Raw genomic sequence first — 11,338 nt, forward strand, 5'->3', positions numbered from 1 at the left:
CGGGCGTAGTATGGCCGGGTCCACCACCCGCCCGCCCTCGTGAGGGGGAGAAGGAGCCTCCGTGCCCGAGCAGAAGCTGTGGACGAGGACGTTCGTCATCGGCATCGTCGTCAACCTCTTCATGGCCGTCGTCTTCTACCTGCTCATGACGACGATGGCGATGTACGCCGTCGATCGCTTCCGGGCCTCGGAGACGGGCTCAGGACTCGCATCCTCGGCCTTCATCATCGGTGCGGTCGCGGGCAGGGTGCTCGCCGGGAAGTTCCTCGACTTCATCGGCCGGCGCCGCCTGCTCATCATCTCCATGGCGGTCTTCGCGGTCGCGGGCATCGCCTATGTGCCGGTGGGGGACTTCGCGCTCCTCATCGTCCTGCGGCTCGTCCACGGTGCTGCCTTCGGCATGGGCAACACCGCCCTCGTGGCCTCGATCCAGTCGGTCATCCCCGGTCACCGCCGGGCGGAGGGCAACGGCTACTTCGGCACCGCCACCACGCTCGCCACCGCGCTGGGGCCGTTCCTGGGCGTCTGGCTCTCAGGGCGGTACGGCTTCGAGGTCCTGTTCTGGCTGTCCTCGCTCAGCGGCCTCGCGGCGATGCTCGCAGCGCTGCTCTACACCGTCGAGGAGCGGGAGCCGGGGCCCGAGGAGCGGGCGCGCAAATGGTCGCTCCACCCCTCGACCTTCGTCGACGCGCCGTCCCTGCGGGTGGGAGCCGTCATGTGCGTGGCGGGTGCGGCCTATTCCGCGGTGCTGTCCTTCCTCGCCGTGCACACGGCCGAGATCGGGCTGCCCGGCGCCTCGGGCACCTTCTTCCTCGTCTTCGCGGTGGGTTCGCTGGCCGCGCGCCTGTTCGCCGGCCGCGTGCAGGACAGGTTCGGGGACAACATCGTGCTCGTCCCGGTGTTCATCAGCTACGGCGCGGGCATGATCGTCGTCGCCGAGGCGCACACCGTGTGGATGTTCGGCCTCGCCGGACTGCTGGTGGGGCTGGGGTTCGGGTGCCTGCTGCCCTCGCTGCAGGCGATCCTCATCTCGCGCACCCCGGCGGCGCGGGTGGGCGTGGCCACGTCGACGTTCTACCTCATGCTGGACTTCGGCACGGGTGTGGGCCCGGTCTTCCTGGGACCCGTCGCGGCGGCGGGCGGCTACTCCGCGATGTACTGGCTGTGCGGGGGACTCGTGGTCGTCGCGGCCGTCGTCTACGCGCTCGTGCACGGACGCCGCGCCCGTGGAGGGCGGCAGGGTCGCTGAGGGAGCGGCCCGGGCGCCGCGGGCGTGCACGCGTGTCTCACTCTGCGCTGGCCCCTCGCGCCGCGCTGCTGCCCCACCTCTGCACTCGTGTCTCACTCTGCACTGGTGTCTCAGTCCACATCGATGTGCGGCGGGATGAGCGAAGCGGAGTGAGACACGAGCAGGAACGGAGACACGAGCAGGAACGGAGACGCGAGCGCGTGGACCCGGGGCGGCCGGAGGTGGGAGGCCAGAGGTAGGTGACCCGGGGGGCGGAGGCGGGGGGCCAGATGTGGGAGACCCGGGGCGGGTGGTCAGGTGCGGGAGCGCCAGGTGCCGCGCACCTGACGGCGGATCGCGCGCGCGGGGGACGCGAAGCCGTGGCGGACCGTGCCGCCGGAACCGGAGGTCCCAGCGCCCGAGGCACCGTAACCCGAACCCGAACCCGAGGCGCCGTAACCCTGGCCCGAGGCCCCCGCGCGACTGCCCGCGCCTGTGCGGCCGCCCGCCGCGGCCTCGGCGGCGGAGCCCCGGATCCTGCCCACGGCGGTGAGTGCGGCCACTGCCGCCTGCTGCGCCAGACGCCGCTCATCGCCCGGCGACAGCGGGCGGGGCGCCGATGCCTGCTCGCCGCGGTCCCGCGGCACCCGGCCCCTTTCCTCGCCCGCGCTCACAGCGGGATGTTCCCGTGCTTGCGGGCGGGCTGATCCACGTGCTTGTTCTCGAGCGCCCGGAGCGAGCGGATGATGCGCGCACGGGTCTCGGAGGGGCGGATGACGGCGTCGATGTAGCCCTCCTCGGCGGCGAGGTACGGGTTGAGCAGCTCGTCCTCGTACTCCTGGATGAGCTCGGCGCGGCGGGCCTCGACATCGCCGCCGGCCTCCTCGACGGCCTTGAGGTCGCGCCGGTAGACGATGTTCGCCGCTCCCTGCGCGCCCATGACCGCGATCTGAGCCGAGGGCCAGGCGAGGTTGATGTCCGCGCCCAGCTGCTTGGAGCCCATGACGCAGTACGCGCCGCCGTAGGCCTTGCGGGTGATGAGGGTGATGAGCGGGACGGTTGCCTCGCCGTAGGCGTAGATGAGCTTGGCCCCGCGGCGGATGATTCCGCCGTACTCCTGGTCCGTGCCGGGCAGGAAGCCGGGCACGTCCACGAACGTGAGGATGGGCAGGCCGAAGGCGTCGCACAGCCGCACGAACCGGGCCGCCTTCTCCGAGGCGTCGATGTCGAGCGTGCCGGCCAGCTGCATGGGCTGGTTGGCGATGATGCCCACAGCACGGCCCTCGACTCGCCCGAACGCGGTGATGACATTGGGTGCGAAGAGCTCCGCGACCTGCAGCAGCGTGTCCGGGTCCAGCACGGTCTCGACGACGTCGAGGATGTCGTAGGGCTGGGAGGGCGAGTCCGGCACGAGGCCGTCCAGCGCCCGGTCGGCCTCGGACTCCTCGAGGTCCGCGGGCTCGTCGAAGGCGGGCACGGGGTCGAGGCTGTTCTGCGGGAGGTAGGAGAGGACGTCGCGGACGTAGTCGAGCGCATCGGCCTCGCTGGAGGCGAGGTAGTGCGCATTGCCGGAGACGGAGTTGTTGGTGCGGCCGCCGCCCAGCTCCTCGTGGCCCACGTTCTCACCTGTGACGGTCTTGATGACGTCTGGCCCCGTGATGTACATGTGCGAGGTGCCGTCCACCATGACGGTGAGGTCGGTGAGTGCGGGCGAGTAGACCGCGCCGCCTGCTGAGGGGCCCATGATGAGGGAGATCTGCGGGATGACGCCGGAGGAGGCGACGTTGAGGCGGAAGATCTCCGCGAACAGGGCGATCGAGCCCACGCCCTCCTGGATGCGCGCGCCGCCGGAATCGTTGATGCCGATGATGGGGCAGCCGAGCTTGAGCGCGAGCTCCTGCACCTTGACGATCTTGCGGCCGTTGGCCTCGGCGAGCGAGCCGCCCAGCACGGTGAAGTCGTGGGCGAAGACGGCGACGGTGCGTCCTTCGATGGTGCCCAGTCCGCAGACCACGCCGTCCCCGTCCGGACGGTTGCGCTGCATGCCGAAGTGGGTGTTGTGGTGCCGGACGAACTCGTCGACCTCCTGGAAGGAGCCCTCGTCGAGCAGCTGCGCGATCCTTTCGCGGGCGGTCTGCTTGCCCTTCTTCCGCTGATTCGCGATCGACCTCTCGGAGCCTGCGTGCGCGGCGGCGCGACGTGCTTCGAAGGCGGCGATGCGTTCGGCAGTGGTGCGCGGGACGGAGGGCGTCTGGGGCGATTCGGAGGGCTCACTCATGGCTCCCCACCCTACGTGCGCGGCGTGCGCGGTGACGAGTGTTCCAGGAAGGCCCCCGCCGCATTGTGGTGCCCCGCCAAAACGGACTACGGTGATGTGGTGCACAGAGAGCAGTACCGTACAGCATTCTCCCAGGTCAGGCTGGACGAGGCCGGGCGTCGCGCAGGCAGTGGTCCCATCATGGTCCACGAGTGGCCGGCAGAGCGGGACTCGACCAACACCCGTCTCGCCGCGCTGCTCGAATCCGGCGTGCGGGTGCCGGACTTCGCCGTCGTGGGCGCCGACCACCAGGTGGGCGGTCAGGGCCGGCTGGGACGGACCTGGTCGGTGCCGGCTCGGGCCGCGCTCACCTTCTCCGTCCCCGTGGCGGTTCCCGCCGGGACCGACCTCTCCTGCCTGGGGTGGATCCCCGTCGTCACCGGCCTCGCCGTGACCCGTGCGCTCGCGGACCTGGGCGTCGAGGCCGGGATCAAATGGCCCAATGACGTGCTCTCGGCCGAGGGGCGCAAGCTGTGCGGCATCCTCTCCCGCCTCGTGCTCCTGCCCGACGGCGGGCGCACCGTGGTCGTGGGCATCGGCACGAACGTGTCGCTCACGGAGGAGGAGCTGCCGGTGGGGACCGCGACGTCGATCCTGCTCGAGGGCGGGAGGCCGGACCGGGAGGCCCTGCTGGCCGCGATCATGCTGCGGCTGCCGGGGCTCATCCGCGAGGTGCTCGACGCGGGTCCGGGGTTCTCCGCGACCCGGGCCGCGGCGGAGGTGCGCGAGGCCATGGTCACCCTGGGCTCCCGGGTGCGGGTCCACCTGCCGGGGGACACCTCATTCACGGGCACGGCGGCCGGCCTCGACGCCGAGGCCAATCTCCTGGTCCGCCGGGACGCCGAGGCGTCTGCCGGCGGGTCGGGCGCCGGTGCTCCCGCCGTCGACGGCGGTGCCGTCCCTGCGGGGCAGGCCGATGCTGCAGGACAGGCTGGCCTCGTGCGCGTGTCCGCGGGGGATGTGGTGCACGTGAGGCCGGCATGAGCGGTGCGCGGAACGACGATGCGCTGACCGGCGAGGTCCCCACCTGGACGGGTTCGGTGCGCTGGGCCGACGCCGCCGACCCCGAGGCATGGAAGCCTCGTACACAGGTCCTGCCGGTCGTGCCGGAGCCGGAGTCCGAGGAGCGGGGGAGCGCTGAGGGCTCTGGTGACTCTGACGGCTTTGACGGCTCCAGGGGCTTTGACGGCTCCAGAGGTAGGAGCGCGGACGCGGCCGCGAGCGGTGCGGATGCCGCGGACGAGGGCGGGGGTCAAGCCGCGAATGCCTCCGCATATGTGCCGGACGGGGCCCCTGCGGCCTATGAGCGTGCTCGGGAGACCGGCGCTCGGGAGATGCCCGCTCAGGCGGTGGGCCCCGGCATCCGTTCCGAGGGCTCGCCCGCTGCTGGTGCGGATGCCCCTGCTGAGACTGCGCCTGCGGGGACTGCACCGGCTGCGTCTGGGCCTGCTGAGACCGGTGGGGCCGCATCCGGGGACGCCGCGGTCCGTGCGACCGGGGCCGACGCTGTCTCGTCACGACCGGACACTGCCTCGTCCGCGAGCAGCCCTGTCTCGCCCGGCGGCGGCGCTGCCTCGTCCCAGGACGGTGAGGGCGACCCGACCGGACAGGCCTCCGATGCGGCGCCTTCCGAGGCGGACGACGAGCCGGAGCCGGTGAGCCACGAGCCCAGCAGCTGGTCCGTGAGGGGGGACGGCGGGGCGGACCTCTACGAGGAGGCCGCCGCCCGCGAGGCCGATGAGGTCGCGGACACCGTCTACGAGCTCCGCAGCGCGGCACAGCGCCTCGAGGAGCTGCTCATCGGCGGCAAGCGCGTGCTCACCCGCAAGGAGGTCGCGCAGCTCGCGGAGGTCTCGACGCTCTCGGCGCGGAAGCTGTGGCGTGCGCTGGGGCAGCCCCTCATCCCCGAGCGGGAGGTGGCCTACACGGTCAAGGACGCCGAGGCGGTGCGCAGCGTCGCCGATCTCGTCTCCTCGGGCAGGGTGGACGAGGAGACGGCGATGCAGTTCGCCCGCGGGGTGGGGCAGATGACCGACCGCCTCGTCGTGTGGCAGATGGAGGCGATGGTCGAGTACCTCACGGAGGAGAAGGGGCTGAGCGACTCCGAGGCCCGCCGTGCCGTGCTCGATGTGTTCGCCGAGCTCATCGACCCGCTCGAGGGGCTCATGGTCTACGCCTGGCGACGCAATCTCGCGGGAGTGCTGAGCCGGCTCAACGTGAATGTGGAGGACTCGCTGGAGATCGGCGGGGTCGAGCGCGGGCAGGACGCGACGATGCCGCTGGCCCGGGCGATCGGCTTCATCGACCTCGTGTCCTACACCCGGCTCTCGCAGCAGCTCGACTCGCGCGAGCTGAGCAGGCTCGTGAAGCACTTCCAGTTCCTCGCCTACAACATCGTCGCGGCCGGGGGCGGGCGCGTCATCAAGACCGTGGGCGATGAGGTCTTCTTCTCCACGGAGACGCCGCAGGCCGGCGCGGAGATCGCCATGACCCTGCTGGAGCAGGTGAAGGCCGACGACTCGCTGCCGCAGTGCCGGGTGGGCTTCTCCTGGGGCCGGGTGCTCTCGCGGATGGGCGACATCTTCGGGACGACGGTGAACCTCGCCGCGCGGCTGACGGCCGTGGCCGATCCCGGCACCGTCGTCACCGACACGGACACCGCGCGGATCATCGAGCGGGACCGGTCCTTCGAGTTCACCGGTCGGCGCGATCTGCCGCTGCAGGGCCTCGGCGATGTGGGCGTGGTCGAGATGCACCGCCTCTCCGCGGGCACCATCGCGACGGAGGACATCATCGACTGAGAAGCGGCCTGCTGCGCCCGCGCCGCCGCTCATGTCGACGCTCTGCGTATGTGCTCCCTGCACCATGAACGGCTTCCGTACGCAGAAGGCACATACGCGCAGGAATTCGTCTCTGCGCGTATGTGCCTTCTGCGTGTATGGGCGCCGGGGAGCGCCGCGAGTGCATACGCCGGGCCGGCCATCCGGCTGGCGGAGCGACAGGCGCCCGCCAGAAGAGGCGGAGGTGCCTCAGCCCGCGGAGCCAGCGCGGCGGACGATGACGCGCGGCGTCTCGCGCAGGCTCTGACCCACGACGCAGTAGCGCTCCGTCGTCGCGGCGAGGCGCTCGAGCTTTGCGTCATCGGCGTCGCAGTCCACCTCCGCGATGAGCTCGACCGGACCGATGCCCACGGGCACGTCCGGGTCCATGCCCAGGGTGCCCCGGGCGTCGAAGGTGCTCCGTGCGCTCAGCCGTGCGCTGCGGACGTCGAGGTTCATGGCGGTCGCGACGCTGCGGAGGGTCACTCCGGCGCAGCCGAGCAGGGCTTCCACGAGCATGTCGCCGGAACAGGCATCCTGGCCGTCGCCGCCGGTCGCGGAGTGCAGGCCCGCGCGGGTGGGCCCGGACCACGTGTCCACGGTCGCGGTAATCCCGGCATCGCGCCAGTCGCCGTCTGCGGAGATGGGGGTGAGGGCGGACTCGGGGTTCTCGGTGTAGCGCTCGCGGAGCGGGGCCTGCAGTGCGCGGAGTTCAGTGCGATCCATGTGCGCGATTGTCACATGCCGCCGCTCTGCCGATCCGTGCCGATGTCATCGAGGGACACAGTGAGGAGGCGGGGAAGGTGAGGGAGCAGTGAGGCGCTCCGCGAGGTTCCGCAGCTCCCGTGCCCGATCCGGGTCGTAGGACTCGGCAGGGGAGGCGACCACCCGTTCGCGGACCTCCGGAGCCGTTGAGGTGCGGGACCCGGTGTGGAAGCATGACGACATGGATCTCGGAGGACAGACCTATGCCGGCACCTGCGCATTCCGCCTGATGCCGCTGGACCCGCTCGCGGAAGGGCCCTCCTCGGCCGTGATCACGGAGGTGGGCGGCGGGACGAGCGTGCACTACTCGTGGACGCATCCGACGGACGGACCGCAGCAGGGCGTCCTGCTGATCGGCGGTGCCGGGGAGGCCGGTGCAGCGGAGGCCGTGCTGTTCGACACCTGGCACCAGCAGCCGGGCCTGATGTCGCTGACCGGCGAGCGCTCGCAGTCCCGGATCGCGGTGGAGGGCACCTATGCGGAGGAGTGGGGCTGGCGGATCGAGCTGGTGCTGGAACCGGGACGGGCGGCCATGACGATGAGCAATGTGGTCCCCGAATCCGCTCTGGCCCTCGCGCCCCCGGAGGGCCCGTCGATGAGCGCGGGGCCCTATGAGGTGATGGTCGCGAGCTGGACCGCCGATGAGTCCCGATGACGCTGCAGCCGGGGCGCAGCTCCGTCTCCCGGGTGTTCAAGCCGGGGGAGCGGAGGGCGCGGTGAGGCGCTCCGCGAGGTCCCACAGCTCCCGCTCCCGTGCGGGATCGTAGGACTCGGCCGAGGAGGCGACCACCCGCTCGCGGCTCACATAGCCGCCGTCGGGAGGAGGCGTCTCGTCCAGCAGCATCCGCGCGAGCTGGCGACCGGCCGTGCGCGGCATGGCTGCGAGGGGCGTGAGGGCGAGCATCGGCAGCACCCAGCGCATCGCGAACCGTGAGAGGGCGTCGGCGCTGCGTGCGATGCCGGTGGCGGGCACGAGCCCCGGGTTGAAGCCTGCGATGACGATGCCGGGCGGCAGCCTGCGGGCGTGCTCGTGGATGAGGTGGACCGCTGCGAGCTTGCTGGTGGAATAGGCGGTGCGCCCCGCGGTGACGCCGGCGGGTGAGGAGAACGCGCCGGGCCGTGCCAGCGCCTCGGGAGCCATCCACTGCGGTCCGGGCACGAGGCCCAGATTGTGGCGCAGGTCCCCGAAGTGCGTGTCGCTCACGGTGAGCACGATCCGCGCCGGTTCCGGCATATGGTCCCCCAGGCGTCTGATGAGGAGGTGCGGGGCGAGGACGTTGACGGCGAAGGTCGCCTCGAGTCCGTCCGCGCTCTCGACCATGCTGCTGGTGTGCTGGACTCCGCCGTTGAGCAGGAGGCCGCGGAGCGGGGGCAGGGAGCCGGCGGTGAGCATGTGCGCCGTGCGGTCCGCGGCGGCGCGGACGCTGTCCAGTGAGAGCAGGTCGGCCTCGAGCACCGTGAGCCTGTCGCGGTGCCGGGACAGCGATTCCGCGAGCGCCTCGCCGGAAGTCCCCCGTGCCAGGACGACGAGGTGCAGTCGGGGTGCCTCCGCGAGGAGACGGGCGGCCGCGTGCCGTCCGATGCCTCGGGTCGCACCGGTCATGACGACGGTCCGGTGTGCTGTCCGGCTCATGCGGCGTCACGCCTCATGCGAGGCCCCAGGCGGGTTCGAGGCCGAGCATCCGCGCGCTCTGCTCCCAGTGCCGCTCCGCCATGAGGGGATCGTAGGCCTGGCTGTGCGTTCTGCTGATCCGCCCGTGTGCGCCGTGGAACTCGCCCGGGGCCCAGTCACGGTCCGGACGGCCGGTGACGAAGTGCGCGAGGACGGCCCCGCCGCGCTCCGGCGGGGTGAGGAAGCGCTGGAGCGCGCCGTGATAGACGCGCCGAAGGCCGCTGCTGGTGTCGGAGGCGAAATTGGTCGCGATCATGCCCGGGTGGAAGGCGACGGCGGTGAGACCGCGCGAGCGGAAGCGCGCGTGCAGACCGCGGGTGAAGAGGATGTTCGCGAGCTTCGCGTTGCCGTACGCCCGGTTGGGGTGGAAGCGGTCCCGGCTGTCGATATCGTCCAGGTCGATCCGGCCGAAGAGGCGCGCGCCCACGCTTGCGGTGTTCACGACTGCGGCACGGCTGCCGATGAGCCGGTCGACGAGCAGGGCGGTCAGCAGGTAGGGCGCAAGATGATTGACCTGGAAGGTCTTCTCGACGCCGTCCGTCGTGAGGGCCGGACCGGAGAACATGCCTCCGGCGTTGTCGGCGAGCACATCGATCCGCGCGCACTCCCCGCGCAGGGCGGCGGCGAGGTCCCGCACTTCATCGAGCCGTTCGAAATCCACCGCGTGGTGCTCTGCGCCCACGCGTGCGGCGACGGCACGGGTCTTGGCGGGGGACCGCCCGACGAGCACCAGCCGGGTGTCCTCGTGCGCCAGCTGGGCGGCGGCTGCGGCACCGATCCCGTCACTGGCTCCTGTGATGACGATGGTGCGCACGGCGGCTCCTCTGCACTGCGGTCTGTGAGGCCGAGGCTACCACAATAGGAAACTGGTCAGTTTCGTATCCTTGTGGTCCGGGCGACTGGCCTAGAGTCGGAGGCATGGCTGCTGGCGAAGGTGAGGGAGACCCCGGGCGAGCGCCGGGGCGCCCGGTGGATGCCGGCCTCGGGCCCGCGATCCTCCGCGCGGTCCTGGACGTCCTCGCCGAGGGCGGGTACTCGCGTCTCACGACGGCCGCGGTGGCGCGGAGCGCGGGCGTCTCCACGGCCACCCTCTACCGGCGGTGGGACTCCAAGCGGGAGCTGCTGCTGGCCGCGGCGCGGCAGATCGCGGAGGACGAGGACGCCGAGGCGGACACCGGCAGTCTGTCCGGTGATGTGCGCGCGCTGCTCAAGGGCAAGCAGCGGGTGCTGTCCGGGCAGCTGGCCCAGGTGGTGCTCATCCTCGCGGGGGAGTCCGCGCACGATCCGGAGCTCGCGGACGTCCTGCGAACAGGTCTCCTGGAGCCGATGCAAGTGCGCTTCGCGGAGATGTTCGCGCGGGCGGCGAGCCGCGGTGAGCCTCACAGTCCGGTCGATGCGGGCCTCGCCGCCCGGCTGGTCTTCGGGGCGATCCTCGCGGGCGGCATGGAGGGCGGGGCCGGCTCAGGTTCAGAGGGCGAGGGCAGCCCGGGGGCTGCGGCCGCAGGGGCGCACGTTCTCACCGATGGCGATGTCCGGGCGCTCGCCCACATCCTTGCACCGCAGGACGGATGAGGGTCCGGAACCGGAGCGGCGGGCCCACCGCCGGCTGGGGGCGGGTGCGGTGTGCGCCTCGCGCAGCGGGGAGGGCGGCAGGGCTGGCCGCTGGTCGGCGCGCTGGGGCTGGGTCAGTGCGTCGGCCCTCAGCCGCGTGCGGTCTGGAGCTCGCGCACGGTCGCCGGTACGGGGGCGCCCTCGCAGTCCAGCCCGGCGGCGATGAGCTCCCGGTAGTGGCCGATCTTGGCCTCGAGGGCGGCCTCGGCGGCGGCGAGGCTCCTGCGTCGCTGCGCGAGCATCTCGCGGGTCTCCTCCAGGAGGGTGATCCTTCGGCCGTGGCTCGCCGCGCCCTCGTCCAGCAGTGCCACGAAGCTCTTCATCGCCGCCGTCGGCATGCCGGTGGCGCGCAGTGCGGTGAGCAGCAGGACGAGATCGCGCTCGCGCGGGCCGTAGCTGCGGCGTCCCGTCGCGTCCCGGTTCACCCGCGGCAGGATGCCCTCCTTCTCGTACCAGCGCAGCGTGTCCGGGCTCAGTCCCGAGAGCTCCGCCATCTCCGCGATGCCCACATCCGTCTCCCCGCTCATGGTCCGAGGCTAGCTCCTGGAGCGCACTCCAGCTCAAGGCGGTCTCGCTCAGGATCCCTGGTGTGCGCTCGCGCTGAGCCGCACATGCGGCATCATGATGCGGTGAGGGTGTGAGGCTATGGTGCAGCTATGCGAATAACGCTGGACATCGACCCGGTGGTCCTCAGTGCCGCCCGGGCGAAAGCGGCCGTCGAGCGGGTCTCGCTGGGGCGGGCTCTGCCGGATATCGCGCTGGTCGCCCTGACACCGTTGCCCGGTCCGGAGCAGTCCGGCTCAGGGTTCCCGGTGCTCGTCGGAAACCCTGAGCACAGGGTGACCGACGAACTAGTCGCCGACCATCGCGATGGCCGCTGATCGGCGGGAGTGCCGCTCGTGGGGATGCCGCCGTGCCGTCCCGGG

General features: G+C 71.7%; 12 protein-coding genes. 6 read left to right on the forward strand and 6 right to left on the reverse strand.

Annotation, left to right across the window (positions count from 1 at the left end; translation table 11 throughout):
• The first annotated feature begins 61 nt into the window (after window positions 1-61).
• Window positions 62-1,249, forward strand: coding sequence for an MFS transporter (locus K318_RS0111625; protein ID WP_029089609.1), 1,188 nt, complete (start codon window positions 62-64; stop codon window positions 1,247-1,249).
• A gap of 293 nt (window positions 1,250-1,542) precedes the next feature.
• Here K318_RS0111625 and K318_RS21390 read toward each other — a convergent pair whose 3' ends face one another.
• Window positions 1,543-1,902, reverse strand: coding sequence for a hypothetical protein (locus K318_RS21390; RefSeq protein ID WP_156913965.1), 360 nt, complete (start codon window positions 1,900-1,902; stop codon window positions 1,543-1,545).
• Complete coding sequence (locus K318_RS0111635; protein ID WP_029089610.1) at window positions 1,899-3,506, reverse strand: acyl-CoA carboxylase subunit beta; 1,608 nt, start codon at window positions 3,504-3,506, stop codon at window positions 1,899-1,901. The genes K318_RS21390 and K318_RS0111635 overlap by 4 nt, the downstream gene beginning before the upstream one ends.
• A 99-nt stretch (window positions 3,507-3,605) precedes the next feature.
• On the opposite strand from K318_RS0111635, the gene K318_RS21395 reads away from it, so the two are divergent.
• Together K318_RS21395 and K318_RS23785 are read left to right on the forward strand one after the other, a co-directional pair.
• Window positions 3,606-4,529: a biotin--[acetyl-CoA-carboxylase] ligase gene (locus tag K318_RS21395; protein WP_156913967.1), complete on the forward strand. Its 924-nt coding sequence runs from the start codon at window positions 3,606-3,608 to the stop codon at window positions 4,527-4,529.
• Entirely contained in the window at window positions 4,526-6,346 is a 1,821-nt protein-coding gene (locus K318_RS23785; protein WP_051297921.1) for an adenylate/guanylate cyclase domain-containing protein, read from the forward strand. The genes K318_RS21395 and K318_RS23785 overlap by 4 nt, the downstream gene beginning before the upstream one ends.
• A gap of 228 nt (window positions 6,347-6,574) precedes the next feature.
• On the opposite strand, the gene K318_RS0111650 is transcribed toward K318_RS23785, so the two are convergent.
• Window positions 6,575-7,090, reverse strand: a complete 516-nt coding sequence (locus tag K318_RS0111650) for an OsmC family protein (protein WP_029089611.1) — start codon at window positions 7,088-7,090, stop codon at window positions 6,575-6,577.
• A gap of 220 nt (window positions 7,091-7,310) precedes the next feature.
• Between K318_RS0111650 and K318_RS21405 the strand changes: the two genes are divergently transcribed.
• Entirely contained in the window at window positions 7,311-7,784 is a 474-nt protein-coding gene (locus K318_RS21405) for a hypothetical protein (protein ID WP_156913969.1), read from the forward strand.
• A 36-nt stretch (window positions 7,785-7,820) separates the two neighbouring features.
• Here the strand turns inward: K318_RS21405 and K318_RS21410 are convergent, their stop codons facing one another.
• A complete protein-coding gene (locus K318_RS21410; RefSeq protein WP_035281737.1) occupies window positions 7,821-8,762 on the reverse strand; it encodes an SDR family NAD(P)-dependent oxidoreductase in 942 nt (313 codons plus the stop codon).
• A 13-nt stretch (window positions 8,763-8,775) separates the two neighbouring features.
• Complete coding sequence (locus K318_RS21415) at window positions 8,776-9,615, reverse strand: SDR family NAD(P)-dependent oxidoreductase (protein WP_035281739.1); 840 nt, start codon at window positions 9,613-9,615, stop codon at window positions 8,776-8,778.
• 104 nt (window positions 9,616-9,719) lie between these two features.
• On the opposite strand from K318_RS21415, the gene K318_RS21420 reads away from it, so the two are divergent.
• The gene (locus tag K318_RS21420; RefSeq protein ID WP_084500113.1) at window positions 9,720-10,373 is read left to right on the forward strand and encodes a TetR/AcrR family transcriptional regulator; all 654 of its coding nucleotides are present in this window, start codon (window positions 9,720-9,722) and stop codon (window positions 10,371-10,373) included.
• Window positions 10,374-10,501: 128 nt separating this feature from the next.
• Here K318_RS21420 and K318_RS0111680 read toward each other — a convergent pair whose 3' ends face one another.
• Complete coding sequence (locus K318_RS0111680) at window positions 10,502-10,939, reverse strand: MerR family transcriptional regulator (protein ID WP_029089613.1); 438 nt, start codon at window positions 10,937-10,939, stop codon at window positions 10,502-10,504.
• Window positions 10,940-11,068: 129 nt separating this feature from the next.
• Between K318_RS0111680 and K318_RS0111685 the strand changes: the two genes are divergently transcribed.
• Complete coding sequence (locus tag K318_RS0111685) at window positions 11,069-11,293, forward strand: hypothetical protein (protein WP_029089614.1); 225 nt, start codon at window positions 11,069-11,071, stop codon at window positions 11,291-11,293.
• Window positions 11,294-11,338 lie beyond the last annotated feature (45 nt).

The sequence above is a fragment of the Brevibacterium album DSM 18261 genome (assembly GCF_000426445.1).
Classification (GTDB): domain Bacteria; phylum Actinomycetota; class Actinomycetes; order Actinomycetales; family Brevibacteriaceae; genus Brevibacterium; species Brevibacterium album.